The sequence below is a fragment of the Virgisporangium ochraceum genome (assembly GCF_016863655.1).
GTDB classification, from domain to species: domain Bacteria; phylum Actinomycetota; class Actinomycetes; order Mycobacteriales; family Micromonosporaceae; genus Virgisporangium; species Virgisporangium ochraceum.
The window spans coordinates 123,871-148,955 of sequence record NZ_BOPH01000024.1; the positions used below are offsets into that span (position 1 = coordinate 123,871).

The window sequence follows — 25,085 nt, forward strand, 5'->3', positions numbered from 1 at the left end:
GGCGGGGCCTGCACTCATACGTGCAGTTCCCTCACTGTGCGCTCGCACCGGCGATCCCGCACTTCGACGGACGTAACGCAGTGGTAAAGATCCCGAAATCCACCTAGGTGCGTAGATGCGAAAGGGCCCCGGTACGCGTGTACCGGGGCCCAGACTCGCGAGGGGCGGCTACGCGCCGCCGGCGTTGAGGGTCACCTGCTTCGGGCTGAACGACGAGCCCGTCACGTCGACGCCGCCCGCCTTGGCCTTGTCGATGGCCTTCTGGATGTACTCGTTCGTGAAGGCCTGGCCCTCGGGCTTCTTCGTGAGGACGGTCTTGCCGTCCTGGTTCTTCGTGCTCTGCGACAGCTCGACCGTGCGGTTCCAGTCGCCCTCGTCGATGAGCCCGATGCCCTTGGACGACGGCCAGATGAGCTTGCTGGTCTCGTTCATCTGCCACAGCTGGTGGCTGGCGCCGAGCTTCGAGCCCTTCTTCACCACCAGGTCGCGGCACTCCTCCGGGTTGTCACGGCAGTACGCCCAGCCCTTGATGGTGCCGGTCAGCAGCTTGACCGTCGTCTCCTGGTACGCCTTGTCGCCGAGGCGTGTCGTGTTGGCCCACAACGCGTCCTGCAGCATCGCGGTGCCTTCCTTGTTCCAGTCGATGATCACGAAGTCGCTCGGCTGGTAGAGCTTGCCGGTGCTCGGGTTCGTGGCCTCGAGCACCTGCGCGTACTCGTTGTAGCTCATCGCCTGTGCGGCGTCGATGTCACCGCGCAGCAGCGCCTGCATGTCGAACTGCTGCTGCACGAGCGTGACGTCCTTGCCCGGGTCGAGGCCGGCCTTCGTGAGGCCGGCGAACAACTCGAACTCGTTGCCGAAGCCCCAGTTGCCGACCTTCTTGCCCTTCAGGTCCTTGGCCGACGTGATTCCCTTGCCGGCGAACGCCACCTGGTAGGTGCCCGAGCGGGCGAAGAACTGGCCGACGTCGGTGATCTGCACGCCCTGCTCGCGCGACGCGAGCGCCTTCGGGACCCAGGCCACCGCGTAGTCGGCGCGGCCCTGGCCGAGCACGGTCTGCGGGACGATGTCGACGCCGCCCTCGAGCAGCTCGACGTTCAGCCCCTCCTCCTTGTAGAAGCCCTTTTCCACGGCCGCGATGTAGCCCGCGAACTGCGCCTGGAAGAACCACTGGAGCTGAACCTTGACGTTGGTCACGCCGTTCGAGGTCGACGGCGCACCGGAGTTCTGGTCGGCCGTGCCGCAGGCCGTCACCACCAACAGCGACACGAGAGCGAGGGAAGCCATACGTAATCTGGTCATCGGTCCTCCGCGAAGTCGAGGTTTCAGGAAGCCTGGCCGCGCCGCCAGGGCATCGCGAAGCGTTCCGCCACGAGCGTGGCGATGTAGAAGATCAGACCGAGGACGCACGCGCCGACCACGTAGGCCCACGCACGCGGGTAGGCGGTGAACGCCGCCGCGGAGGTGATCCGGGAGCCCAGGCCGTCCTGGAGCCCACCGAAGTACTCCGACACCACGGCGGCGATGACCGCGAGCGACGACGCCTGCCGCAGACCGGTGAACACGAACGGCAGCGCACCCGGCAGGCGCACCAGCCGCGCGAACGTCCAGCCGGACGCGGCGTAGCTCGTCATCAGCTCCTGGTGGATGGGGTGGACCTCCCGCAGGCCCCGCAGGGTGTTCACGAACACGGGAAAGAACGCCACGATCGCCACCACGATCCGGCGCGGAATGCTGCTGGTGGAGTCGAACATGTTGTTGAGGATCGGCGCGAGCGCGATGATGGGCAGCGCGTTCACGAGAGCGGCGACGGGCACCGACACCTCGGCCAGCAACCGGACGCGGCTCGCGAGCAGCGCCGCCCCGAGACCGAACGCGGCGCCGACCAGCAGTCCCACCAACGCGTTCGCGCCACTGGCGAGGCCGGCCTCCCACACCACCGACCGGTCGAGCCACAGCTGCTCACCGATCGCCGACGGCGCCGGCAGGATGAACGGCGCGATCCGGCCGGCCCGCACGATCAGCTCCCACAGGGCCAGCCCGGCGACGCCGACCACCACCGGCGGCAGCACCGACCGGACCCACCTCATGCGTCGACCTCCGCGGTCTCCATACCCCGCAACGCCTTGCGCACCTTGGTGATCGCGGTGAAGAACCCGGGCGACTGGCGGATCGCGTCGGTGCGGTCACCGAGGTCGATCTTCACGGTTTCGGTGATCCGGCCGGGTCGCGCCGACATCACCACCACGAGGTCGGACAGGAACACCGCCTCGGGGATCGAGTGCGTGACGAACACCGTGCTCGTTCCGGTCGCCGCGCACACGCGCAGAAGCTCGGACTGCAGGCGTTCGCGCGTCATCTCGTCGAGCGCACCGAACGGTTCGTCCATCAGGAGCAGAGGCGGGTGGACCGCGAGAGCGCGCGCGATCGCCACGCGTTGCTGCATGCCGCCGGAGAGCTGGGCGGGATAGTGCCCGGCGAAGTCCGACAGGCCCACCAGTTTCAGCATCTCCTCGGCCCGGGCGTGCCGCTCGGCGCGCTTCTGGCCACGCAGTTCCAGCGGTAGCTCGACGTTGCGCCGCACCGTGCGCCAGTCGAAGAGACCTGCCTGCTGGAACGCGATCCCGTACTCCTGGTCGAGCCGGGCCCGGCGGGCGGGCTTGCCGGCCACGGTGACCGTGCCCGACGTCGGCGGCACCAGGTCGGCGATCAGGCGCAGCAGCGTACTCTTGCCGCACCCGGACGGGCCGATCAGCGAGACGAACTGTCCACTCTCGACGACGAGGTCGATGTCGTGCAGCGCGGACACCTCGTCGGGCCGGCCCTTGTTGAAGACCTTCGACACTCCACTGACTTCGACAGCTGTCATGGCAGCAGGACCCTCCGGCGGTGACGCGTGAGGGGCCATTCCACCAGAGCCACGAACCCGGCGACGGCCAGCCCCAGCAGTGCCGCGCCGATCATCGCCGTGTACACCTTGGCCGGGTCGCTGGTCGCCTCGCGCGAGTACTCGATGACGAGCCGGCCGATGCCACCGGGTGTCCCGGTCGAGATCTCGCCGACCACCGCGCCCACGACGGCGGCCGCGCCGGCCAGACGCAGCGCCGGGAACAGGTACGGCGTCGCGGCGGGCAGCCGGAGCTTCAGCAGCGTGGTCCACCAGCCGGCGGCATAGCTGCGCATCAGATCGATCCCGATCGCGGTCGGCGACTGCAGGCCCCGCAGCATGCCGACCGCGACCGGGAAGAACGCGAGGTACGCCGCGATCAGCGACACCGACATCCACGGCTGCCACGGATACGGGCCGAGCGACAGCGCACCGCCCCAGCCGGCCACCAGCGGCGCCAACGCCACCAGCGGCACGGTCTGCGACAGCACCACCCACGGCAGGAGACCCCGTTCGGCGACCCGGAACCGCTGCATCAGCACCGCGAGCAGCAGCCCCACGAGCGTGCCGACCAGGAAGCCGACCGCGGTGATGCCGAGCGTGAACAGGCAGGCGTCGAAGACGACCCTCCACACCGGACGGCCACCGGCGAGCTCCGGCTCGCCGAGGCGCCGCAGGACGTCGAGGACGTGCGGCATCGCCGCGTCGTCGGTGCGCGGCAGGATCCGCACCCCGAAGACCGACGTGCCGTCGGGGTCACCGACCGCCTTGTACCCCTCCCACAGCGCGACGCCCGCGACAAGCGCGAGCGCCACGCCGATGGCGGCTTTGAGTGACTTCATGCGGAGAATGCTGGCAGAACCTGAGCGCCGTACGCGTCCAGGGTGGACTCCTTCGCGTCGTGCTGGAGGTAGAGCGCGAACTGGTCGACGCCCAGGTCCTTCAGCTCGTTCAGCCGCTTGAGGTGCTCCTCGACCGGACCGAGGAGGCAGAACCGGTCGACGATCTCGTCGGGCACGAAGTCGGTGTGGGTGTTGCCCGCCCGGCCGTGCTCGGCGTAGTCGTAGCCCCTCCGGCCGGCGATGTAGTCGGTGAGCACCTGCGGCACTCCCCCGCCGGCGTTGCCGTACCGGGCCACGATGTCGGCCACGTGGTTGCCGACCATGCCGCCGAACCACCGGGTCTGCTCGCGCTGGTGCGCCAGGTCGTCGCCCACGTAGGCCGGCGCCGCCACGCAGAACTTGATGGCGGCCGGGTCGCGGCCGGCCTTTTCGGCGGCGGCACGCACGGCACCGATCATCCACGCCGCGATGTCGGGGTCGGCCAGCTGCAGGATGTAGCCGTCGCCGACCTCGCCGGTCAGCGCAAGCGCCTTCGGCCCGTACGCGGCCACCCACACCTCCAGCCGGCTCTCCGCCGCCCAGAGGAACTGGAGGTCGCGATCGCGCAGCCGGACCGCGCGACCGTTGCCCAGCTCCCGGATCACCTCGACGCACTCGCGCAGCTCGGCGAGCGTCGTCGGGCGGGAGCCCAGCACCCGCACCGCCGAGTCACCGCGGCCGATGCCGCACACGGTGCGGTTGCCGTACAGCTCGTTGAGCGTGGCGAACGTCGACGCCGTCACCGTCCAGTCGCGGGTGGACGGGTTGGTCACCATCGGCCCCACCACCACCTTCTCGGTGGTGGCGAGGATCTGGCTGTAGATGACGAACGGCTCCTGCCACAGCACGTGCGAGTCGAACGTCCACACGTGGCTGAAACCGGCCCGCTCGGCCCGCTGGGCGAGCGTGACGAGGTCCCTCGCCGGTGGGTCGCACTGGAAGACGACGCCGAAGTCCATGGCCTATCTCACCTTCGGGAAGCCGAGATCGACCTCGCTGGTGGCCGGGTCGGGCCAGCGCGAGGTGACCACCTTGGTGCGGGTGTAGAACGCCAGGCCGTCGGGCCCGTACATGTGCAGGTCGCCGAACAGGGACGCCTTCCAGCCACCGAAGCTGTAGTACGCCACGGGTACCGGTACCGGCACGTTGACCCCGACCATGCCGCACACCACGTCGTACTGGAACTGACGGGCAACCCCGCCGTCGCGGGTGAAGATGGCCGTGCCGTTGCCGAACGGGTTGTCGTTGACCAGCTTCAGCGCCTCGGCGTAGGTGTCGACCCGGGTCACCGACAGCACCGGTCCGAAGATCTCGTCGGTGTACAGCGGCGAGTCGGTCGGTACCTTGTCCACAAGGGACGGTGCGAGGAAGAAGCCCGGGCTCGCGCTGATCTCCTCGGTGCGCCCGTCGACCACCACCACGGCCGGTCCGGGCTCGGCGAGGTAGCCGGCGACCTTGTCGCGGTGCTCGCGCGAGATCAGGGGACCCATCTCCGCGTCGGGGTCGCTCGCCGGTCCCGTACGGATGCGACCGATGCGATCGCGGATCGCCTCGACCAACGGTTCGGCGACCGCGCCCACGGCGACGACCACCGAGATCGCCATGCACCGCTCGCCGGCCGAGCCGTACCCGGCCGACACCGCGGCGTCGGCGGCCGCGTCGACGTCGGCGTCGGGCAGCACGACCATGTGGTTCTTCGCGCCGCCCAGGGCCTGCACGCGCTTGCCCGCCTTCGTACCGGCCTCGTAGATGTGCTTCGCGACCGGCGTGGAGCCGACGAAGCTGACCGCCTGGATGTCGGGGTCGGCCAGGATCGCCTCGACCGCCACCCGGTCGCCCTGCACGACGTTGAACGCGCCGTCGGGCAGGCCCGCCTGCCGCAGGAGGTCGGCCAGCAGCAGCGAGACCGACGGGTCCTTCTCGCTCGGCTTGAGGACGAACGTGTTGCCGGCGACCAGCGCGTTGCAGAACATCCACATCGGCACCATGGCCGGGAAGTTGAACGGCGTGATGCCGGCGACGACGCCGAGCGGCTGCTTGATCGAGTAGACGTCGATGCCCCCGGCCGCCTGCTCGCTGTAGCCGCCCTTGAGCAGATGCGGTGCGCCGCAGGCGAACTCGACGTTCTCCAGCCCCCGCGCCACCTCACCGCCCGCGTCGGCCACCGTCTTGCCGTGCTCGGAGGACAGTAGCGACGCGATCTCCTTGCGGTTCGCGTCCACCAGTTCCCTGAACCGGAACATGACCTCGGCCCGGCGGCTGAGCGACGCGGCCCGCCACGACGGGAAGACGGACAGCGCGGTCTCGACGGCCGTGCGCACCTCGGCGGCCGTCGCCGCGACGACCTCCGCCTGCTGCTCGCCGGTGGCCGGGTCGAAGACCGGTAACCTGCGGTCACCCGTGCCGGGGACGGCGACGCCGTTGATCCAGTGGTGTACCTGCCTCATGACGCCCTCCTCAGACGAGGTAGTCGCTGAGACCGCGGCGCAGGAACTGGCCGTGGCCCTTGCGGCCGTGGTAGTTGCCGGCGGAGTCGACGACCACGGTGCCGCGCGACAGCACGGTGTCGACCTTTCCGGCGATCTCGTAGCCTTCCCACGCCGAGTGGTCCATGTTCATGTGGTGGGTCTCCACGCTGATGCGCGTGCGCCCGTTCGGGTCGTACAGCACGATGTCGGCGTCGGACCCGGGCGCGATGACGCCCTTGCGCGGGTACAGCCCGAACATGCGGGCCGGCGTGGTGGCGATCGTCTCCACCCACCGCGCGAGCGACAGCTTGCCGTCGACGACACCCTGGTACAGCAGGTCGACGCGGTGCTCGACGCCGCCGATCCCGTTGGGAATCTTCGAGAAGTCGCCGACGCCCAGTTCCTTCTGGTCCTTCATGCAGAACGGACAGTGGTCGGTGGAGACCACGGCGAGGTCGTTCGTCCTCAGTCCACGCCACAGATCGGCGCGGTGCGGCTCGTGCCTGCTGCGCAACGGCGTCGAGCAGACCCACTTGGCGCCCTCGAAGCCGGGCGCGCCGAGCTGGTCCTCCAGCGTGAGGTAGAGGTACTGCGGGCAGGTCTCGGCGAAGACGTTGCGGCCCTGGTTGCGCGCTGCCGCAACCTGTTCCAGCGCCTGGCTCGCCGACAGGTGCACGATGTAGAGCGGGCAGTCCTTCGCCACGTCGGCCAGCCAGATGGCACGGCTGGTGGCCTCCGCCTCGAGCTGCGTGGGGCGGGTGATGCCGTGGTGGATGGGGTCGGTCTCACCCCGGGAAAGCGCTTGCTGCACCAGAACGTCGATCGCGATGCCGTTCTCGGCGTGCATCATGATCATCGAGCCGTTCTCCCGCGCCTTCTGCATGGCGCGCAGGATCTGGCCGTCGTCGGAGTAGAAGACGCCCGGGTAGGCCATGAACAGCTTGAAGCTGCTGATGCCCTCGTCGGTGACGAGCTGGTCCATCGCCTTGAGCGAGTCGTCGTCGACGCCACCGAGGATCATGTGGAACGCGTAGTCGACGTGGCAGTTGCCCTCGGCCTTGCCGTGCCAGGCGGCCAGCCCGTCCTGCACGACCTCGCCGGTGCGCTGCACCGCGAAGTCGATGATCGTGGTGGTTCCACCGTGCGCGGCGGCGCGCGTGCCGGTGTCGAACGTGTCGCTGGCGAACGTGCCGCCGAACGGCAGCTCCATGTGGGTGTGCGCGTCGACGCCGCCGGGAATGACGTACTTCCCCGTCGCATCAAGGGTTTCCACGCCCTCGGCCGGTCCTCTGCCGGGAGCGAAGATGGCGGCGATCGTCTCGCCGTCGACGAGCACGTCGGCGGCGTACGGCCCGGCGGGGCCGACGACGGTGCCGCCGGTGATCAGCAGAGTCATGGTTCCCCTTACTTCGGGTCGGCGGGCGTCACGGCTTGGTCAGGTCGTCGTAGGCGTCGGGACGGCGGTCGCGGTAGAACTGCCAGCGGTCGCGGACCGTCGCCAGCAGGTCGAAGTCGAGATCGCGCACGATCAGCTCGGGGTTGTGGGCGTCGCCCACCTCGCCGACGAACTTGCCCTCCGGGTCGACGAAGTAGCTCGTCCCGTAGAAGTCGTTGTCGCCGAGGTCCTCGATGCCGACCCGGTTGATCGCGCCGATGAAGTACTCGTTGGCGACGGCCGACGCGGGCTGTTCGAGCTGCCACAGGTACGACGACAGGCCGCGGTGCGTGGCCGACGGGTTGAACACCAGCTTCGCGCCGTTGAGGCCGAGTGCGCGCCAGCCCTCCGGGAAGTGCCGGTCGTAGCAGATGTAGACGCCGACGCGGCCGACCGCGGTGTCGAACACCGGGTAGCCGAGGTTGCCGGGACGGAAGTAGAACTTCTCCCAGAAGCCCTTGACCTGCGGGATGTGCGTCTTGCGGTACTTGCCGAGGTACTTCCCGTCGGCGTCGACCACGGCGGCGGTGTTGTACAGGACGCCGGGCTGCTCCTGTTCGTACATCGGCAGGATCATCACCATGCCGAGGTCGGCGGCGAGCGCCTGGAACCGCTCGGTGGTGGGGCCGGGGATGCTCTCCGCGTACGAGTAGTACTCCTTGTCCTGCACCTGGCAGAAGTACGGGCCGTAGAACAGCTCCTGGAAGCAGATCACCTTCGCGCCCTGCGCGGCGGCCTGCCGTGCGTACTCCTCGTGTGCCTTGATCATCGATTCCTTGTCACCGGTCCAGGTCGTCTGGACGAGTGCGGCGCGAACGACATCTGCCATGGCTGCCGGTCCTCTCCTGATCAGGTGTCACGGCTACCGACCTGCCCTTGTTTCGGAAGGTCGGATGGCGTAGGACTCTAGTGACACAACTCTAGGCGGACAATGGTGTGAATGTGTTCGGAGATTTGGAACGGGGAGTTTCGGCGGCGTTAACGTCGCCGCTCGCTCCGTGTGTCCGAACGTCGGCGCCGCCCGCTCCGGGAGGACGGGTTCCGGCTCGGGTTGGCCGGGCCTTCGAGCGACGGGTTCCGCGGGTCGAGGGCGCCGAGTCACCCGCTCCACAGGCCTGGCTCACCGGGCCACCCTCACCGCGCGCATGGGCCTCGGCGCCGGGGCCGACGTGCTGCATCTGATCACCGCCGCGGTCGACGACCGCAGTGCCCGCGGGGTCGCCGCCGCCGTCAGCCGGCTTGTCACGACCGGTGCGCTGCCCGCCGGGTCCCGGCTGCCGACCGTCCGCGACGTCGCGCGTGAGCTCGGGATCAGCCCCACCACCGTCAGCGAGGCCTGGCGCAGCCTGGCCCGGGCCGGCGCGATACAGACCCGCGGCCGGTCGGGCACGTTCGTGCTCACCCCACCGGTGCCGCGCCAGCGGCTGCGTTACGCGCGCGTCACCACCCGACCCGCCACGCTCCCCCGCGACTTCTCCACCGGCGTCCCCGACCACGACCTCCTTCCCCACCTCGCCGAGCCGATGCGCCGCGTCGGCGACGCGCGCCTGACCACCAGCTACCTCGACGACCCCGTGCTGCCCGCACTGGAAGCAGTGCTCCGGGAACGGTTCCCGTTCGAGCCCGAACGGCTGACCGTGGTCGACGGCGCGCTGGACGCGGTCGACCGGATCACCGCGAACACTGTTCGCTTCGGAGATCACGTGCTTGTGGAGAACCCGGCCTTCCCGCCGATGCTCGACCTGCTCGACCAGGTCGGCGCCGTCGTGGTCGGCGTACCTGTGGACGGTCACGGCATGCGTCCCGACGCGCTCGCCGACGCGTTGGACGCGCACCGCCCGGTCGCCCTCTACCTGCAGCCGCGCGCCCACAACCCGACCGGCGGCAGCATGACCGCCGACCGGGCCGCGACGCTCGCGATCGTGCTCGGCGAGCACCCGTCGGTGCTCGTGGTGGAGGACGACCACGCCGGCGACATCGCGTCGGCGCCGCCGGTCAGCCTCGGCTCGTGGCTGCCGGACAACACCGTCCACATCCTCAGCTTCTCCAAGAGCCACGGTCCCGACCTCCGGCTCGCCGCCGTCGGCGGACCCGCCGCGGTGATCAACCCGGTGACCGACCGGCGGCTGCTCGGGCCGGGCTGGTCCAGCCGGCTGCTCCAGGCGGTGCTGGTCGACCTGCTCACCGACCCGGAGACCGTGGCCGGCATCGCCGCGGCGCGCGCCGAGTACGCCCGACGCCGGGAGGCGATGCTCGCGGCGCTGTCCGCGCGCGGGGTCACCGCGACCGCCGCCGACGGCATCAACCTGTGGATGGAGGTCGCCGACCAACAGGTGGCGATGCTGTCCCTGGCCGCGCACGGGGTGGCCGTGGCGCCGGGCGCGCCGTTCATGGTCACGCCGCTGTCCACCGACCACGTGCGGATCACGGTCGGGCTGGTCCGCGAGGGCTTCGACGAGCTCGCCGACCTCCTCGCCGCGGCGGCCGGCGCCGAGACCAAGGCGAGTGGACGCCGCGCCGACGCCCACCCACGCGGCTGGCGCTGACCGACCGCCGCACGCAGCTCACCCTCCGCGCCCGGCCCAGGCAACCGCGCGGCCACGCGCCGCGCCCGGCACACCCACCCTCCGCGCCCAGCCACGCGACCACGCGGCCGCGCCTGAGGCACCCGCCCCGCCCGACACATGCCGATCCGTCAAGTGTCAGATCACGCACCGTGCGCATGAAATAGCACGCCGCACGGATAGTGAGCGACGCGTAACGGATGGACCGGTGCCGTGGGCCGGCCTAGCGTCGACGTCGTGACTGACCGTAGGGCGCGTAGGCGTCACCTGCCGGTGGTGCACCCGTCCGGGGAGACCGGCGCGCGGGGACCCGAGCGCGACGAACGCGCCCCGGCCGACTGGCGACCCGTCACCACCCGCCCGGCACCCGAGGCACACGACCCCGGCACCTGAGGCGCACGACCGCGGCGGCTGAGGCAAGAACGAACCGTCACTCACGCAAGGTGACCGACGGCGCCACGCCGAACTGCTGGCGGTACGCGGCGGCGAACCGGCCGAGGTGGCTGAACCCCCACCGGTGGGCCACGTCGGCGACCGTCTCGGTGTCGGGACGGGCGCTGCGCAGGTCGCCGTGGGCGCGGGCCAGCCGCAGGTCGCGCAGGTAGCACATCGGCGAGGTGCCGGTGGTCCGGTGGAACGCGGCCTGCAGCGCGCGGACGCCGACGCCGCTCGTGTGGGCCAGGTCGGCGACCGTGAACGGGTACGCCGGGTCGGCCTGCATCGCCTCGATCGCCCTCCGCACCGGGCGCGGCCACCGGTACCGCTCGGGCCGGATCAGCTCCTTGCGGTGCGGATGGTCGGCCGCCGACAGGAAGGCGGCGATCGCGCCGGCGGCCAACCGGGCCGCCGTCGTGGGGTCGGCGGCCGCGCCGTCGGGCTCGACGATGTCGTCGAGCGTCAACTGCATGAGACCGAGCCACGTGCGTCCCCGCCGGGTGGTGAGGTCGAGCCACGGCGCCACCTCGACCACGCCGCCGACCGACCGGCCGAGCGCGGTCTGGAGGTGCTGCTCCACCGCGGCCCGTTCGAGCCGGACGACCAGCACCGTGGTGAACGGCCGGATCCGGTCGACGGTGGCCGGCCCGCACGGCCGGTGCACGACGGCGCGGTTGACCGACCCCGCGGCGACCACCCCCGCGTGCTCCGTCGTCATCCGGCCGGTCAGCGGCACATATACGAGGTACACGTCCGGCGAGTCCGGCCGGAGCAGCCGCACCTCGTCACCGAACCGCATTTCACCGACGGTGACCGCGCCCACCCGGCCGGCCCGGAACCAGTAGAGCAGCCGCGCCTCGGGCAGCTCCGGGACGACGGAGAGTCCGAAGTACGTCTGGCACAGGCTCTTGACCTCGGAGAGCGAGCTGTTGCCGTAGTCGGCCAGGTGCCATCCGGAGGTGTACGAGTCCCGCTCGGCCCGCTCCGGATCGCCCGTCATCACCTCATTCTGCGACACAAAGCGAAGGCTCGGAAGCCGACCGTGATCCACCGGAGTGTCACGGTCGGTGTGGTCCACCAGGGTGGGCGAGGTGGCACGAACGTGGGATCTTTCCGGACCGCTAGGCTCCGTACTCTTTCCGACAGCACCACGATGGCGGCACGACCCGAGACACCGCCATCCCACCACGAAAGCTGGAGATGGCATGAGCGAGTACGAAGACCCGGGAACGACCGGCGGCGAGGACTACGGCACCGACGCCCCCACGTACGAGGAGCCGCACGACCACACGATCGTCGCGCAGTTCACCGACGGTTCGCAGCTCGGTGTCTCCGACGTGGACCACGACGGCTACGCCGACATCGCGGCCACCGACGCCGACGGCGACGGGCGTCCCGAGGCCGTATACACCGACGAGCACGGTGGCGTCGCCCTCGACACCGCCTACGTCGACGCCAACGAGGACGGCAGCCCCGAGCGGGTCTACGCCGACACCAACGAGGACGGTTACGTCGACGCGGCCGCCGCCGACACCGACGGCGACGGGCAGCTCGACCTGGCGGCCTTCGACCGCAACTTCGACGGTCGGGTGGACCAGGTCCAGTCGGACCCGGACGAGGACGGCAACATTGACCGTACGGTCACCGACACCGACTTCGACGGTGTGGCCGACACGGTTCACTACGGCGACAACGACACGAACCCTTACGCTCGCAACTAGTGCGTGCTTTTGGATTCGGGCGGACCAACTCGCTCCGGAAGTAAAGCGTCGAGCTTCTCTCCGCGAGTTGGTCCGCCCGAAATCCGTCGTGGTTTAGCTGCGTGCTTCGTGTCGCGCTCTGAAAAGCTTGGACGGGGTGGCGCGGGTAGCTAGAGTTTGACGACCATTTTGCCGGTGTTCTGGCCGGTCAGGAGGCCCTGGAAGGCCTCCGTCGCGTTTTCCAGGCCGTCGACGACCGTCTCCTGCCACTGGACCTTGCCTTCGGCCAGCCAGGTGGACATCTCCGGCAGGTAGTCCTTCATTCTCCGGTTGTGGTCGCTCACGATGTAGCCGCGCAAGGTGAGGCGCTTTCCCACCGCCAGAGACAGGTTGTTCGGACCGGGCGGCGCGTCGGTGGCGTTGTAGGCGCTGATGGCGCCGCACATCGCCACGCGGCCGTACGGTCTCAGCGCGCTGATCGCCGCTTCCAGATGCTCACCGCCGACGTTGTCGAAATAGACGTCTATCCCGTCCGGGGCGGCTTCCTTGAGGCGGGCGCGTACGGGTCCCTCGTGGTAGTCGAACGCGGCGTCGAAGCCGATCCCGCGTAGCCAGGCCACCTTGCTCGCGGTCCCGGCGCTTCCGATCACGCGCGACGCACCCCGCGCCTTCGCGATCTGCCCGACCACGCTGCCGACCGCGCCCGCCGCTCCCGACACGAACACCGCGTCGCCGGGCTTGAACTCGGCGATGTCGAGCAGGCCGACGTACGCGGTGAGGCCCGGCATCCCGAGAACCCCCAGGTAGGCCGACAGGCTCACGCCCTCGATCGCCTCGATCCTGCGTGCGCCCTTGTCGGGGACCAGCGCGACGTCCCGCCAACCCAGGTTGTGCAGTACCAGGTCGCCGACGGCCAGGGCCGGGTTCGCCGACGCGACGACCTCGCCGACCGCGCCGCCCTCCATCGCCTTGCCCAGCTCGAACGGCGGCACGTACGACTTGACGTCGTTCATGCGGCCGCGCATGTAGGGGTCGACGGACATGAAGTGGTTCCGGACCAGGACCTGCCCGTCGGTCGGCTCCGGCAGGTCGACCTCGACCAGCTCGAAGTTCTCCGCGGTCGGCATGCCGACCGGGCGGGAGACCAGCCGTACCTCCCTCACGGCGTGACCTCGGCGGAGTCGACGAGCGTGACGGTCACGTCAATGTTGCCTCTTGTCGCGTTGGAGTACGGACACACCTGGTGTGCCTTGCGCACCAGCTCCTCGCCCTGGTCGCGCGGGACGGCCGGCAGCGCGATGTCGAGCGCGGCCGTCAGCCCGAACCGGCCCTCGCCGATCGCGCCGATGCCGACCCGCGCGGTGACCTGCGACCCCGTGACGTCGACCCCCGCCAGTTGGGCGACCCGGCGCAGCGCCGAGTGGAAGCACGTCGAGTACCCCGCCGCGAACAGCTGCTCCGGGTTGGTGGCCCCGCCGGTCCCACCCATCTCGACCGGTCGGGCGACGTCGACGTCGATCAGCTTGTCGGTGGAGGTGACGTGCCCGTTGCGGCCGTCGCCGGTCGCGGTCACCTCCGCTGTGTACAGGACCTTCATGAATGTGCCCTCTCTGCCACGGCCTGGAGAAGCCGATCGACCTCGGCGGCGGTGTTGTAGTGGTACACGCTGGCCCGCACGCCGCCACCGCTGTCGCGCAGGCCCGTCGACTGGAAGTACTCGTAGGCGTAGTAGTCGCCGGAGTAGACGCAGATGCCCTGGTCACCGAGGGCGGTCGCGGTGGTCGCGGGCGCTTCCCGGTCCACCCGGAAGGAGACCGTGGGGCAACGGCCCGGCGGCGCCGGCAGAACCGTGACCCCTTCGATCCTTTCAAGCCCACTGACGAGTTTTTCAAAGATCTGGGACGCGTATGCGTGCGCCTCTGTCAGCGAGGCGACCACTTTGTCCCGCCGGGTCTGTGCGATTCCGGGAGCGAGGCCGGCGAGGTGGTCGACCGCGGCCGTGACGCCGGCCAGCAGCTCGAAGCTGAGCGTGCCGAACTCGAACCGGTCGGGAACCGTGTCGGGCGACGGCATGAGCTTGTCGGGCCGCATCCGCTCCCAGACCTGCGGCTTCGCGACGCAGGCGGCGAGGTGCGGGCCGGACCACTTGTAGGCGCTGGTCACGTAGAAGTCGGCCCTGAGTTCCTCGATGTCGGTGGGCACGTGTGCCGTGGAGTGCACGCCGTCGACGTAGACCAGCGCCTCGACGGCGTGCGCCACGTCGGCGATCGCCGCGACGTCGGGTCGCGTGCCGATCGCGTTGCTGGCGGCGGTGACGGCGACGATCTTCGTCCGGTCGGTGACGAGGCTCCGGTACTGCTCGACCGGAAGCTCGCCGGTCGCCGGGTCGAACTCCGCCCAGCGCACGGTGGCGCCACGCCTCTCGGCCGCCTGCACCCAGGGCCGCACGTTGGCGTCGTGGTCGAGCCGGGAGACGACGACCTCGTCGCCGCGTTCCCATTGTGTGGACAGCGTGCGCGCGACCAGGTACGTCAGCGCCGTGGCGCTCGGCCCGAACACGACGCCGGCCGGATCGCCGTTGACCAGGTCGGCGACGGCGTCGCGGGCAGCGGCCACGATCACGTTGGACCGGCGTCCGGCCTCGAACACGGTGGTGCGGTTGCCGACCGCGGTGGTCAGAGTGGTGGCGATGGCGTCTGCGACGCCCCGGGCGACGAGAGTGCCCGCCGCGCCATCGAAGTGCACGAAACCTTCGGCGAGCGCCGGGTAGGCAGCCCGGACCCGTTCGACGTCGAACCCCATGGGCTCAACTTAACCCGCGAGTAGGGTGCCGGGCGTCTCAGGCTTCGACCGCTCTCGCTCTGACTGTGCGGCCTGGTCTCTCTCTTGCGGCGCGGCCCTTCTTACCGCGCGGCCCGGCGTCTTCTGCGGCGCGGCGTGCCGTTCTTGCGGCGCGGCCTGGCGCCGTCTCTACGGCGCGACGTGCCGGTCTTGCAGCGCGGCCTGGCGCCATCCCTACGGCGCGACGTGCCGGTCTTGCAGCGCGACCTGGCGCCGTCTCTACGGCGCGGCGTGCCCCTTCTTGGAGCGCGACCTGGTCCTTCTCCAGCGTGGCCCGGCCCGTGTTACGACGCCGCGCGGTTCCTGCTGTCACGTGTCCCGGTACGGACTGCGCCTCCACTGCGCGACCCGGTACGGACCGCTCCTCCACCGCGCGACCCCGCACGGACCGCTCCTGCGCTTGCGCCGCGCGACCCCGCACGGATCGCCCACAGCGCAAGCTGGACGACAGCGACCACCTCGACGAAAGCCAGCAACCGCTCGACCCCGCCCAACGGAATCGCCCGCCACCACGGAACGCCCGTGAACGGGTACAACACGAACGCGACCGCGATCGGCGCAAAGCAGAGCAGTGCGACCAATCCGAGAGCAGTGCTCACCCTCGCCTGGGTCCGCCACCGCGGGTCCCGCCACCAGCGCCGCCCGACCAGCAACGCCGCCACCGGCAGACTGAGGAACGCGACCACGCTCGCGTACCGGTGGATGGTCCCCTCGACCGAGGGGCCGACGGCCCAGTTGTGCTTCGGGAAGTACACGACCGCGGCCAGTCCCACACACCACAGCAGCAACGCCAGGGCTGCCATGGAGCGGACGGGCACTATCTCCGTGCGCACCAGCGCCAGCAGGGTGGCGGCCGAGCCGAGGGCCAGCACCACGACCGCGGTGTTGAACACGTGCCCGGTCTCCAGCAACGCGTACTGGCTGATGGTGCGCCGCATGGGGTCCAGCTCCGCCGACGGCCCGGTGACGTGCAGAGACCCGATCATCCCCACGGCGACGACGATCGCGGCGATACCGGCGAGAGCCAACGACCGGGGCAGTGCCATCGGCCAATTCTGCCACCGCGGGCCGGCCCTTCCTCCGGTTCCGGCGCTCGACTCGAGTCCCGACGCTCGACTGGAGTCCCGCTGCTCCGGGAAAGCGCGTTCCCGCGTCCGGCTCCGGGCGTGACCGCTCTACGGAAAGCGCCTGCTGGCCGCCGCCTCGGGATCACACTTTCCGGGAAAGGGCGTTCCTGCCCCCTCCTCTGGCCTCAACCTCTGGCCCGACCGCCCTTTGCCCGACCGCCCTTTGCCCGACCGCCCTTTGCCCGACCGCCCTTTGCCCGACCGCCCTTGCTCCACCGCTTCCTTGCCCCACCGCTTCCTGGCCCCACCGCTTCCTGGCCCCACCGCTTCCTGGCCCCACCGCTTCCTTGCGCCCGGCGCTCCGCGGAACCCGCCTGCCCGTCCGCCGGCCCGTGTCCTCACCGCTCCGCGGAAAGCGCCTTCCCCGTGTCGGTCCGGAAGCGGGCGGCGGACAGCGCCTCCGGCAACCGCGTGCCACCGCCGAGGACAGCGTTTGCCGCCAGCCGGGCTAGCTCGGGAGCCGTCTGAATGCCGAAGCCGCCCTGCCCGGCGAGCCAGCAGAACGAGGGCTCGGCCGGGTCGGGTCCCACTACCGGATCCCGGTCCGGACTGAACGTCCGCAGCCCCGCCCACGCCGTCGACACCGAGCGCAGCCCCAGCGTGGTCGCCGCGTTGACCCGCTCCAGTGCGAGCGCCACGGCGAGCTCGTCCGCCCGCGCGTCGTGCGGCTCGGCCGGGGTCTCGTCGGCGGGTGAGATCAGGAGCCCCTGGCCCTCGGGCCGGAAGTAGAAGGTCTCGGCCAGGTCGCCGACGAGTGGCCAGTTCGGATCGGCCGCCGCGAAGCGGGCCACCGCAGCGGTGCGGACCAGCGGGGTCAGCCCCACCGGCTCGACTCCCAGCCGGGTGGCGACCACATCGGCCCACGCGCCGGCGGCGTCGACCACCGCGCCCACCCGCACCGGACCCGCGGTGGTGTCGAGGTGCCAGAAGCCACCCTCGCGGTGTCCGGCGAGCACCTCCGCCGACAGGTGCACCCGTGCTCCCCGGCGCCGGGCGCCGCCGAGGAAGTACTGGTGCAGCCCCAGGACGTCGATCTCCTGGGCCAACCGCTCGATCATCGCGCCCTCCGTCCACTCTGGACGCAGCACGGGGCACAGGGCGAGCGCCTCCGCCGGGGAAAGCGCTTCCAGCACCTCTCCGCCGGCGATGTCGTGGCCGCTGGCGGGCGCGGCCGGGTCCTGGACCACGAGCCAGGGGCGGGGGCGCAGCAGGGTCCCGACGCTCTCGAACAGCGGCCGGCTCGCGGCCGTGAGCGGACCGACCCGCTCGCCCCCGTAGCTCTCCAGGAACATCGCGGCCGACCGGCCGGTCGTGTGATGCGCGGGCTGGCGCTCCTGTTCCAGGAGCACCACCGACACGGTCGCGGACAGCTCGTACGCCGCACCGACCCCCGCTATGCCCGCACCGACCACCGCGACGTCTGCCTCGATCACCGTTCGATTGTGCCCGGCTGGGTGCCGGTTGCGCCCGGGGCGCGCGGCGCCGAGCGTACCCAGGGTGGGTGGGGTTCGCGGCTGGGTAAGCTCGGCCCGTTGCGACCGCTGACGGAAAGGCCTTTCCCCATGTCCGAACCCGTGCGTGCTCTGCGCTCGTCCCACGACCTGCTCGCCAGCCTCGCCGACGGCCTCGGAGAGTCGGCGACGCGCATGTCGTACTGCTCCGACTGGACGATCGCGCAGGTCTACTCGCACCTGGGCAGCGGCGCCGAGATCAACCTGGAGTGGCTGAAGGCGGCACGCGAGCACACCGAGCCGATCGGTCAGGATGCGATGCAGGAGATCTGGGGCCGGTGGAATGCGCTTTCCCCGCAGGAGCAGGTCTCCGAGGGGGTCCGCTCCGACGCACGGCTGGTCGAGGCGTACGAGGCGATGTCCGCCGAGGAACTGGCCGCGGCCAGCATCTCCCTCTTCGGGGGCATGCTCGAGCTCGACGGCGACGGGCTCGCGAAGTTCCGGCTGCCCGAGCACGCCGTCCACACCTGGGACGTGGCGGTGGCCCTCGACCCGTCGGCGCGGGTCGCGCAGTACGCGGTCGACATGCTCATCGACGACCTTGCCGGACGCACCGGCTGGATGGCGAAGCCGTCCGGCGCGACCTGGTCGGTGCGCGTCGAGACCACCAGCCCGACGCGGACGTTCGTGCTCGGCGCCGCGCCGGAGTCGGTGTCCCTGGAGAACGGCGGACCGGAGCAGCCCGACGGCGTGGTCCGCATGACGGCCGAGTCCTTCCTGCGACTCGTGTTCGGGCGCCTCGACGACTCGAACGCCGACACTGTCGACGTGTCGGCCGCCAAGGTCACGCTGGCCGACCTCCGGGCGGTGTTCCCCGGCTTCTGATCCGTCGTCCGCCGTCGCCGGTCAGCGGCGGCGGATGACCAGCACGTCCGAGTCGACCTGAGGAGGGACCCGGAACGCGTTGCGCGGCAACCGTTGTCCGACGGTGACCGTCCACCGACCGTTGAGCACGTGGACGCCCGGGCGTACGTGGGCGCCTGCGCGTCGGCCGGCGGCGGCCGCGTCCGGTCCCGAGACAGCGCGGCGACGGCCGGTCGGAGGCGGACCCGCGTCCGCCCAGCGACGCACGACCGCGCGCTGCAACACGACATCGGCCGCGACCAACGACGAGCCGCGCGCCGTGAGCAACCGCAAAAGGACGCTGCTGATGCCGTAGGGCGGGCTCGCGACCACGCGGAACGGGCGCTGTGGCAGACGGAGATCACGCGCGTCGACCCGGAGCACCGTGACCGGCGCGCCCGCGAACCGGGCGGCCAGTCGTTCGGCCCGGCCGGGGTGCAGTTCCACCGCGATCACGCGGGCGCCGGCCCGCACCAGCGGAGCCGTGAGCGCACCCGTGCCGGCGCCGATGTCGAACACCAGCTCACCGGGTCGCACACCCGAACCGTCGACGATGCGAGCGGCCCATTCGTCAGTGAGCGGGTGCCAGCCCCAGCTCCGCCGGGATCCGCCCGACGCCGCGGCGGGCTGTCCCGCGGACACGACGCACCATCATCATGACCATGCGGCGACCGTATGCAGCGGCCGCCGCGGCGATCAACCGAATATCGCGGACACGACCACATCCACGGCGTCGACGGCGACGAATGCCACGCATGAACGTCTACCGATCGACGGCGGCGGATGCGGCGGTGGGCGCCCAGCGGCGCCGGTTGGACCTGCACCGCACCAGCACCGACACGGGCGCCTGCGCCGCCTGCGGACGCGACGGCCCGTGCCCCGACGCCAACGAGGCCGCCCAGTTCCTCGCCGAGCGCGGTCTCCTCGTTCCCGAGCCGGACCGGTCACGTCGCACCGGCCTGCGCCGTCTGGCCTACCGCGCGCTGCGCCCGTTCAGGCCATGCCGCTTCAGCGGACGACGAGGGTGACACCCGGCTCGGCGGCGACCAGCTCCCCCACGACCGGGTGGCCCGGCAGCTCGCCTGCCACGAGCAGTCCTCCGGACGTCTGCGCGTCCGCGAGCAGCAGCAGTTCGTCCTCGCCGACCGACGCCGACAGGTGCGGCCGCACCCAGTCGAGGTTGCGCCGGGTCCCGCCGCTCACATAGCCGTCGGCAAGCGCTTTCCTCGCGTCCTCCAGGTAAGGGACCGCCGCCGCGTCGACCACCGCGGTGACGTGGCTCGCGCGGGCCAGCTTGTGCAGGTGACCGAGCAGCCCGAACCCGGTCACGTCGGTGGCGCACCGGACGCCCGCCGCGACCGCGGCCCGCGAGGCGTCCCGGTTGAGGGTGGCCATCACGTCGACCGCGTGCGGGAACACGTCGCCGGTCGCCTTGTGCCGGCTGTTCAGCACCCCGAGGCCCAGCGGCTTGGTGAGCGTCAGCGGCAGTCCGGCCACACCGGAGTCGTTGCGAAGCAGGCGGTCCGGGTCGGCGACGCCGGTGACCGCCATGCCGTACTTGGGTTCCGGATCGTCGACGCTGTGCCCGCCCGCGACGTGGCATCCCGCGGTGCGCGCCACGTCGAGCCCGCCGCGGAGCACCTCGGCCGCCAGCGTCATCGGCAGCAGGTCGCGCGGCCACGCCAGGAGGTTGACAGCCACGACCGGCGTGCCACCCATCGCGTACACGTCGGAAAGCGCGTTCGCGGCGGCGATCCGGCCCCAGTCGTAGGCGTCGTCGACCACCGGGGTGAAGAAGTCGGCGGTCGCGACCACGGCGGTGCCACCGGCGATCGTCACGACCGCGGCGTCGTCACCATCGTCGAGCCCGACAACCAGTTCACCGTTGCCCGCGACAGAGGATCCGCGCAGGTCAGCGATTACGGCCTCGAGTTCGCCCGGTGGGATCTTGCAGGCGCAGCCGCCGCCGCGGGCGTATCCGGTAAGCCGGTTCGTCATGGGTCGACCTTAGCCAGGTACTAGGCTCCGGTCCGGAGGCGTTCAGGCGGCTGGTGCCCCTCCCGGTCTTCAACACCGGTGTGGCCCGGGATCCGGGCCAGGCGGGTTCGATTCCCGTCCGTCTCCGTTTCGTGTCCGCCGTTCTCCTGTCCGCCGCGACCGCGCCGTCTGCCTTCGATAGGCTGCCTTGCGAGTGCTGCGGGAGGAGGTCGGGTGACCGATCCGCATCGTGACACCGGCTCCGATCCACGGCGTCAGGTGCCGCGCACCGACGCGGTTCTGGCGGACCCCCGTCTGCGCGCCGCCACCGCCACACTCGGCCGGTCGACGGTGAAGGCGGCGGTCGTCGCGGCGCAGGAGCGGGCCCGGCGCGGCGAGATTCCGCCGGCAAGCGTGGCCGACGTGGCCGTCGCCGCACTGCCCGAGCGCGCCGCGAGCCTGCGACCCGTGATCAACGCCACCGGCGTCGTCATCCACACGAATCTGGGGCGGGCACCGCTTTCCGCGGCCGCGGTCGAGGCCGTCGTCGCGGCGACCGGATACACCGACGTCGAGCTCGACCTTGCCACGGGCCGGCGGGCCCGACGTGGGCGCGACGCGCTCGCGGCGCTCGCCCACGCGGTCCCGGCCGCGGAGGCCGTCCACGTGGTCAACAACGGTGCGGCGGCGTTGTCCCTGGCCGCGACGGCGTTGGCCGCCGGGCGTGAGATCGTCGTCAGCCGCGGCGAGATGGTCGAGATCGGAGACGGCTTCCGCCTGCCCGATCTGCTCGGGTGCACCGGCGCGCGGCTGCGCGAGGTCGGCACCACGAACCGCACCGCGCTGGCCGACTACGCGACGGCGATCGGCCCGGAAACCGCTTTCCTACTGAAGGTGCACCCGTCGAACTTCGTGGTTCGCGGGTTCACCTCGTCGGTGCCGGTCCGTGAACTGGCGACCCTTCCGGTGCCGGTCGTGGTCGACATCGGGTCGGGCCTGCTCGCCCCCGACCCGCTGCTCCCGGACGAGCCCGATGCGGCCAGCGCACTGGAAGCGGGTGCCGCGCTGGTCACGGCCAGCGGCGACAAGCTGCTCGGTGGTCCACAGGCGGGGCTGCTCCTGGGGGCCGGCGAGCTGGTCGAGCGGCTGCGTCGCCACCCCCTTGCCCGTGCGCTGCGCGTGGACAAGCTGACCCTCGCCGCATTCGAGGCGACCCTGCGTGGGCCGGCCCACCCCGTACGGCAAGCGCTTTCCGCGGATCCGGCCGGGCTGAAGAGCCGGGCGCGGGCACTCGCGGCGACGCTGCCGGGCGTCGACGCCGACGTGGTGCGGACGATGTCGGTCGTCGGCGGTGGCGGCGCTCCGGAGGTGGAGCTGCCGTCGTGGGCGCTGGCACTGCCGGCCGGCTATGCCACGCCACTGCGGCTCGGTGACCCGTCCGTGGTCGGCCGGGTGGATCACGATCGGCTGCTGCTCGACCTGCGCTGCGTGCCGGACGGGCTCGACAAGTCGCTCCGCGAGGCGATCCTCGCGGTCCGAGACGCGTAGATGTTCGTCGTCGCGACGGCCGGTCACGTCGACCACGGCAAGTCCACCCTGGTACGGGCGCTCACCGGCATGGAGCCGGACCGGCTCGTCGAGGAGCGGCGCCGCGGCATGACGATCGAGCTCGGTTTCGTCTGGACGACGCTGCCGTCCGGCGCCGTCGTGGCGTTCGTCGACGTGCCGGGGCACCAGCGCTTCGTCGCGACGATGCTGGCCGGGGCGGGACCGGTGCCGGCGGCCCTCGTCGTCGTGGCGGCTGACGAGGGCTGGATGCCCCAGTCTGCCGAGCATCTGGCCGCGCTCGACGCGCTCGGCGTGCGACACGGGCTCATCGCGGTCACCCGCAGCGACCTCGCCGATCCCGGGCCGGCACTCGAACGCGCCCGAATGGAGGTGGCGGCCACCTCGGTGGGAACCGTCGAGGCGGTGGCGGTCAGCGGAACGACCGGGAAAGGCCTTTCCGACCTGCGCGCGGCTCTCGACCGGCTCGGTGCGACCCTCCCGCCGGCCGACCCGGTCGCACCGGTCCGGCTGTGGGTCGACCGGAGCTTCACCATCCGTGGCAGCGGAACGGTGGTCACCGGCACGCTAGGCGCCGGGACCCTCCACGCCGGCGACGAACTGGAGACGGCCGGCCGGACGGTCCGGGTCCGGACGCTGGAGTCGTTGGGCGAGCCGGCGACGACAGTCGCACCGGTGGCCCGGGTCGCCGTGAACCTGCGCGGCATCGACCGGGCCGAGGTTCGGCGCGGAGACGCCTTGGTGACGCCGGGCCGCTTCACGTTCGTCGAGGTCGTCGACGTCCGGGTGCACGGCGATCCGGTGGCGGACCTGCCGCCGGCCGTCACCCTGCACGTGGGGTCGGCGGCGGTGCAGGCACACGTCCGTCCACTCGGGACGGATACCGCACGCCTCCGACTGGACCGGACCCTGCCGCTGCGCATCGGCGACCGCGGCCTGCTCCGGGATCCCGGCCGCCACCACGTGGCCGGCGGCGTCACCGTGCTCGACGTGGCGCCGCCACCGTTGCGGCGACGCGGAGCCGCGCGCGACAGGGCGGTCGAACTGTCCACGATGGACGCCCAGCCGGACGCGGCCGGTGAGGTACGCCGACGCCGGGTGGTCCGGCGCGCCGATCTGCTCCGGATGGGTGTTCCCGACCCGCCCGCGCCCCTGGCCGGCGACTGGCTGGTCGACTCCGGCCACGCCGACCGGCTCGCCGGCAGACTGGCCGACACGGTCGACGCGTACGAGACGGCGCATCCCCTCGAGGCTGGGATGCCGGTGGAGGCCGCCCGCCACGAATTGAGGCTGCCCGATCGCGCGCTCGTCGCCGCACTCGCCCGTCCACCGTTGACCGTCCACGGTGGACGCGTCACGGCGCGGGCAGACAGAGGCGACGCCCTGCCGACGCCCGTCGCCCGCGCGGTCGCCGAGATCGGCCGCGACCTTGCCAGGCGACCGTTCCAGGCCCCGGACGCGCACCGGCTGGCACAGCTCGGGTTGGGCCGGCGCGAGGTGGCCGCCGCGGTCCGGGCCGGTGTCCTCGTCCGGGCCGGCGATGTCCTGTTACTGCCGGGAACCGTGGAACGTGCCACCGACGTTCTGGCCGAACTCCCCCAGCCGTTCACGTTGAGCACCGCCCGACAGGCGCTGGACACCAGCCGCCGCGTCGCCGTGCCGCTGCTCGAACTGCTCGACCAGAAGGGCGTGACCCGCCGGCTGCCCGACGACACCCGGGTCGTCGTTGCTCCTCCGGACCGAACCGCCGAAGCCTGACTCCGTCGCGGAACGCGGTTCGCCAACAGTTCGCCCGGCGGCTACGGCGCGGCAGCCTGCCGGCGCACCCGGCGCACCCGGCGGCCGGCTCGCGGGTCGCCGGACCGGCCGGCGCACCGACCGGCGGACCGGCGGGGTGGCCGCGTGACTGCCGGAGGAAAGCGCTTGCCGCTCGTATCGGAAGGTGGAGCAACGTGAGGATCGTACGGCTGGCGAACTTCGTCACCGACACGTCGGGCGGGCTCCGCACGGCGTTGCGGGAACTCGGCGCCGGGTACCGGGCGGCCGGACACGAACCGGTCCTGATCGTGCCCGGTGCCACACCCCGCGACGAGTGGACGCTGCAGGGCCGGATGATAACGCTTTCCGGGCCGGGTGTCCGGTACCGGCGGCTACCGGGTGATCGTGAACCGGTTCGCCGTCCGCCGGCTGCTCGAGGACCTGGCCCCGGAACCGCATCGAGGTCTCCGACCGGACCACCCTGCGCTGGACGGGCTCGTGGGCGCGGCGCGCCGGGGTCCGGTCGATCATGGTGTCGCACGAGAGCCTGCGCGGTCTGACCAGGCTCGCGACCGGCGCCGGCAGGCACGCGGGTCGCACGTCCGACCTGGTGTCCGACCGGCTCAACCGACGCTCGGCCACAGCCTACGACCGGATCGTGTGCACCACGGCGTGGGCCGCGGCGGAGTTCGAGAGGCTCCGTGTCGCGAACCTGCGCCGGGTGCCGCTCGGCGTCGACCTGGAGCAGTTCCGGCCCGGCCGGCACGACCCCGCGCTCCGGGCCACGCTGGCGCGCGATGAGGAGTTGCTGCTGGTCCACTGTGGTCGGCTGTCGGCGGAGAAGCAGCCCGAGCGGTCGCTGCGCGCGCTGGCCGCCCTCCGACACCGCGGGGTTCCGGCGGTGCTGCTGGTCATCGGCAAGGGTCCCCGCCGGGCGGCGATGCGGACCGCCGCGGAACGGGCCGGCCTGCCGGTGTTGAACGCGCACGGCATCGCCGCGTCACCGGAGGTGAGCACGCACGTGCCGCTGGCCGGCGCCTGACCACGCCACCGGCGACCACGCCCGTCGAGGCCTCGGTCGGGTCCGCCGTC

At 71.5% G+C, this 25,085-nt stretch carries 24 protein-coding genes and 1 tRNA gene; 9 read left to right on the forward strand and 16 right to left on the reverse strand.

Annotation, left to right across the window (positions count from 1 at the left end; translation table 11 throughout):
- Positions 1-168: 168 nt before the first annotated feature.
- The 8 genes from Voc01_RS11375 to Voc01_RS11410 are packed head-to-tail and all read right to left on the reverse strand — an operon-like array spanning position 169 to position 8,500.
- Entirely contained in the window at positions 169-1,302 is a 1,134-nt protein-coding gene (locus Voc01_RS11375; protein ID WP_203927302.1) for an ABC transporter substrate-binding protein, read from the reverse strand.
- A gap of 23 nt (positions 1,303-1,325) precedes the next feature.
- Positions 1,326-2,090, reverse strand: a complete 765-nt coding sequence (locus tag Voc01_RS11380; RefSeq protein WP_203927303.1) for an ABC transporter permease — start codon at positions 2,088-2,090, stop codon at positions 1,326-1,328.
- Positions 2,087-2,869: an ABC transporter ATP-binding protein gene (locus tag Voc01_RS11385; protein WP_203927304.1), complete on the reverse strand. Its 783-nt coding sequence runs from the start codon at positions 2,867-2,869 to the stop codon at positions 2,087-2,089. The genes Voc01_RS11380 and Voc01_RS11385 overlap by 4 nt, the downstream gene beginning before the upstream one ends.
- The gene (locus Voc01_RS11390) at positions 2,866-3,729 is read right to left on the reverse strand and encodes an ABC transporter permease (protein ID WP_203927305.1); all 864 of its coding nucleotides are present in this window, start codon (positions 3,727-3,729) and stop codon (positions 2,866-2,868) included. Before Voc01_RS11390 ends, Voc01_RS11385 begins: the two co-directional genes overlap by 4 nt.
- Complete coding sequence (locus tag Voc01_RS11395; protein ID WP_203927306.1) at positions 3,726-4,727, reverse strand: TIGR03842 family LLM class F420-dependent oxidoreductase; 1,002 nt, start codon at positions 4,725-4,727, stop codon at positions 3,726-3,728. The genes Voc01_RS11390 and Voc01_RS11395 overlap by 4 nt, the downstream gene beginning before the upstream one ends.
- A gap of 3 nt (positions 4,728-4,730) precedes the next feature.
- The gene (locus Voc01_RS11400; RefSeq protein WP_203927307.1) at positions 4,731-6,215 is read right to left on the reverse strand and encodes a CoA-acylating methylmalonate-semialdehyde dehydrogenase; all 1,485 of its coding nucleotides are present in this window, start codon (positions 6,213-6,215) and stop codon (positions 4,731-4,733) included.
- A gap of 10 nt (positions 6,216-6,225) precedes the next feature.
- The gene (hydA, locus tag Voc01_RS11405) at positions 6,226-7,632 is read right to left on the reverse strand and encodes a dihydropyrimidinase (RefSeq protein ID WP_203927308.1); all 1,407 of its coding nucleotides are present in this window, start codon (positions 7,630-7,632) and stop codon (positions 6,226-6,228) included.
- Between the two features lie 28 nt (positions 7,633-7,660).
- Positions 7,661-8,500, reverse strand: coding sequence for a nitrilase-related carbon-nitrogen hydrolase (locus tag Voc01_RS11410; protein ID WP_203927309.1), 840 nt, complete (start codon positions 8,498-8,500; stop codon positions 7,661-7,663).
- Positions 8,501-8,816: 316 nt separating this feature from the next.
- Here Voc01_RS11410 and Voc01_RS11415 point away from each other — a divergent pair, with 316 nt between their 5' ends.
- Both Voc01_RS11415 and Voc01_RS11420 read left to right on the forward strand, forming a co-directional pair.
- Entirely contained in the window at positions 8,817-10,217 is a 1,401-nt protein-coding gene (locus Voc01_RS11415; RefSeq protein WP_239160119.1) for an aminotransferase class I/II-fold pyridoxal phosphate-dependent enzyme, read from the forward strand.
- A gap of 255 nt (positions 10,218-10,472) precedes the next feature.
- Positions 10,473-10,628 carry a hypothetical protein gene (locus Voc01_RS11420; protein ID WP_203927310.1) on the forward strand — a complete coding sequence of 52 codons (156 nt, stop codon included), beginning with the start codon at positions 10,473-10,475 and terminating at the stop codon, positions 10,626-10,628.
- 37 nt (positions 10,629-10,665) lie between these two features.
- On the opposite strand, the gene Voc01_RS11425 is transcribed toward Voc01_RS11420, so the two are convergent.
- Entirely contained in the window at positions 10,666-11,670 is a 1,005-nt protein-coding gene (locus Voc01_RS11425) for a helix-turn-helix transcriptional regulator (RefSeq protein ID WP_203927311.1), read from the reverse strand.
- A 205-nt stretch (positions 11,671-11,875) separates the two neighbouring features.
- On the opposite strand from Voc01_RS11425, the gene Voc01_RS11430 reads away from it, so the two are divergent.
- On the forward strand, positions 11,876-12,391 hold the full coding sequence (locus tag Voc01_RS11430; RefSeq protein WP_203927312.1) for a hypothetical protein: 516 nt from the start codon (positions 11,876-11,878) through the stop codon (positions 12,389-12,391).
- A gap of 149 nt (positions 12,392-12,540) precedes the next feature.
- Here the strand turns inward: Voc01_RS11430 and Voc01_RS11435 are convergent, their stop codons facing one another.
- The 5 genes from Voc01_RS11435 to Voc01_RS11455 all read right to left on the reverse strand — a co-directional run bounded on the left by Voc01_RS11435 (position 12,541) and on the right by Voc01_RS11455 (position 17,771).
- Positions 12,541-13,533 carry an NADP-dependent oxidoreductase gene (locus tag Voc01_RS11435; protein ID WP_275423705.1) on the reverse strand — a complete coding sequence of 331 codons (993 nt, stop codon included), beginning with the start codon at positions 13,531-13,533 and terminating at the stop codon, positions 12,541-12,543.
- Positions 13,530-13,967: an organic hydroperoxide resistance protein gene (locus Voc01_RS11440; RefSeq protein WP_203927313.1), complete on the reverse strand. Its 438-nt coding sequence runs from the start codon at positions 13,965-13,967 to the stop codon at positions 13,530-13,532. The genes Voc01_RS11435 and Voc01_RS11440 overlap by 4 nt, the downstream gene beginning before the upstream one ends.
- The gene (locus Voc01_RS11445) at positions 13,964-15,172 is read right to left on the reverse strand and encodes a cysteine desulfurase-like protein (protein WP_203927314.1); all 1,209 of its coding nucleotides are present in this window, start codon (positions 15,170-15,172) and stop codon (positions 13,964-13,966) included. The genes Voc01_RS11440 and Voc01_RS11445 overlap by 4 nt, the downstream gene beginning before the upstream one ends.
- A 323-nt stretch (positions 15,173-15,495) precedes the next feature.
- Positions 15,496-16,257, reverse strand: a complete 762-nt coding sequence (locus Voc01_RS11450; protein WP_203927315.1) for a DUF998 domain-containing protein — start codon at positions 16,255-16,257, stop codon at positions 15,496-15,498.
- Between the two features lie 419 nt (positions 16,258-16,676).
- The gene (locus Voc01_RS11455; RefSeq protein WP_203927316.1) at positions 16,677-17,771 is read right to left on the reverse strand and encodes an NAD(P)/FAD-dependent oxidoreductase; all 1,095 of its coding nucleotides are present in this window, start codon (positions 17,769-17,771) and stop codon (positions 16,677-16,679) included.
- 129 nt (positions 17,772-17,900) lie between these two features.
- Between Voc01_RS11455 and Voc01_RS11460 the strand changes: the two genes are divergently transcribed.
- Positions 17,901-18,674, forward strand: coding sequence for a maleylpyruvate isomerase family mycothiol-dependent enzyme (locus Voc01_RS11460; RefSeq protein WP_203927317.1), 774 nt, complete (start codon positions 17,901-17,903; stop codon positions 18,672-18,674).
- 21 nt (positions 18,675-18,695) lie between these two features.
- Here the strand turns inward: Voc01_RS11460 and Voc01_RS11465 are convergent, their stop codons facing one another.
- Positions 18,696-19,334 carry an rRNA adenine N-6-methyltransferase family protein gene (locus Voc01_RS11465; RefSeq protein WP_203927318.1) on the reverse strand — a complete coding sequence of 213 codons (639 nt, stop codon included), beginning with the start codon at positions 19,332-19,334 and terminating at the stop codon, positions 18,696-18,698.
- Positions 19,335-19,447: 113 nt separating this feature from the next.
- Here Voc01_RS11465 and Voc01_RS11470 point away from each other — a divergent pair, with 113 nt between their 5' ends.
- Entirely contained in the window at positions 19,448-19,720 is a 273-nt protein-coding gene (locus Voc01_RS11470; RefSeq protein ID WP_203927319.1) for a hypothetical protein, read from the forward strand.
- Here Voc01_RS11470 and selD read toward each other — a convergent pair.
- Positions 19,701-20,690 (reverse strand): selenide, water dikinase SelD, encoded by a 990-nt coding sequence (gene selD, locus Voc01_RS11475; RefSeq protein WP_203927320.1) that lies wholly within the window; start codon positions 20,688-20,690, stop codon positions 19,701-19,703. The two genes, Voc01_RS11470 and selD, sit on opposite strands and share 20 nt — an antisense overlap.
- 34 nt (positions 20,691-20,724) lie before the next feature.
- On the opposite strand from selD, the gene Voc01_RS11480 reads away from it, so the two are divergent.
- The 4 genes from Voc01_RS11480 to Voc01_RS11495 all read left to right on the forward strand — a co-directional run bounded on the left by Voc01_RS11480 (position 20,725) and on the right by Voc01_RS11495 (position 25,035).
- Positions 20,725-20,817: transfer RNA gene (locus Voc01_RS11480), tRNA-Sec, on the forward strand.
- An 86-nt stretch (positions 20,818-20,903) separates the two neighbouring features.
- Positions 20,904-22,217, forward strand: a complete 1,314-nt coding sequence (gene selA / locus Voc01_RS11485; protein WP_203927321.1) for an L-seryl-tRNA(Sec) selenium transferase — start codon at positions 20,904-20,906, stop codon at positions 22,215-22,217.
- On the forward strand, positions 22,218-23,993 hold the full coding sequence (gene selB / locus Voc01_RS11490; protein ID WP_203927322.1) for a selenocysteine-specific translation elongation factor: 1,776 nt from the start codon (positions 22,218-22,220) through the stop codon (positions 23,991-23,993).
- 529 nt (positions 23,994-24,522) lie between these two features.
- Entirely contained in the window at positions 24,523-25,035 is a 513-nt protein-coding gene (locus Voc01_RS11495; RefSeq protein WP_203927323.1) for a glycosyltransferase, read from the forward strand.
- Positions 25,036-25,085: the final 50 nt, after the last annotated feature.

Excerpts from the sequence above, each read along its gene's own strand:
- Voc01_RS11450 (WP_203927315.1), bottom strand. The coding sequence starts at position 16,257 with ATGGCACTGCCCCGGTCGTTGGCTCTCGCCGGTATCGCCGCGATCGTC.
- Voc01_RS11445 (WP_203927314.1), bottom strand. The coding sequence starts at position 15,172 with ATGGGGTTCGACGTCGAACGGGTCCGGGCTGCCTACCCGGCGCTCGCC.
- Voc01_RS11395 (WP_203927306.1), bottom strand. The coding sequence starts at position 4,727 with ATGGACTTCGGCGTCGTCTTCCAGTGCGACCCACCGGCGAGGGACCTC.
- Voc01_RS11380 (WP_203927303.1), bottom strand. The coding sequence starts at position 2,090 with ATGAGGTGGGTCCGGTCGGTGCTGCCGCCGGTGGTGGTCGGCGTCGCC.
- Voc01_RS11470 (WP_203927319.1), top strand. The coding sequence starts at position 19,448 with ATGAACGTCTACCGATCGACGGCGGCGGATGCGGCGGTGGGCGCCCAG.
- Voc01_RS11415 (WP_239160119.1), top strand. The coding sequence starts at position 8,817 with ATGGGCCTCGGCGCCGGGGCCGACGTGCTGCATCTGATCACCGCCGCG.
- selB (WP_203927322.1), top strand. The coding sequence starts at position 22,218 with ATGTTCGTCGTCGCGACGGCCGGTCACGTCGACCACGGCAAGTCCACC.
- Voc01_RS11495 (WP_203927323.1), top strand. The coding sequence starts at position 24,523 with ATGGTGTCGCACGAGAGCCTGCGCGGTCTGACCAGGCTCGCGACCGGC.
- hydA (WP_203927308.1), bottom strand. The coding sequence starts at position 7,632 with ATGACTCTGCTGATCACCGGCGGCACCGTCGTCGGCCCCGCCGGGCCG.
- Voc01_RS11425 (WP_203927311.1), bottom strand. The coding sequence starts at position 11,670 with ATGACGGGCGATCCGGAGCGGGCCGAGCGGGACTCGTACACCTCCGGA.
- Voc01_RS11430 (WP_203927312.1), top strand. The coding sequence starts at position 11,876 with ATGAGCGAGTACGAAGACCCGGGAACGACCGGCGGCGAGGACTACGGC.
- Voc01_RS11410 (WP_203927309.1), bottom strand. The coding sequence starts at position 8,500 with ATGGCAGATGTCGTTCGCGCCGCACTCGTCCAGACGACCTGGACCGGT.
- Voc01_RS11460 (WP_203927317.1), top strand. The coding sequence starts at position 17,901 with ATGTCCGAACCCGTGCGTGCTCTGCGCTCGTCCCACGACCTGCTCGCC.
- Voc01_RS11385 (WP_203927304.1), bottom strand. The coding sequence starts at position 2,869 with ATGACAGCTGTCGAAGTCAGTGGAGTGTCGAAGGTCTTCAACAAGGGC.
- Voc01_RS11440 (WP_203927313.1), bottom strand. The coding sequence starts at position 13,967 with ATGAAGGTCCTGTACACAGCGGAGGTGACCGCGACCGGCGACGGCCGC.
- Voc01_RS11400 (WP_203927307.1), bottom strand. The coding sequence starts at position 6,215 with ATGAGGCAGGTACACCACTGGATCAACGGCGTCGCCGTCCCCGGCACG.
- Voc01_RS11375 (WP_203927302.1), bottom strand. The coding sequence starts at position 1,302 with ATGACCAGATTACGTATGGCTTCCCTCGCTCTCGTGTCGCTGTTGGTG.
- Voc01_RS11390 (WP_203927305.1), bottom strand. The coding sequence starts at position 3,729 with ATGAAGTCACTCAAAGCCGCCATCGGCGTGGCGCTCGCGCTTGTCGCG.
- selD (WP_203927320.1), bottom strand. The coding sequence starts at position 20,690 with ATGACGAACCGGCTTACCGGATACGCCCGCGGCGGCGGCTGCGCCTGC.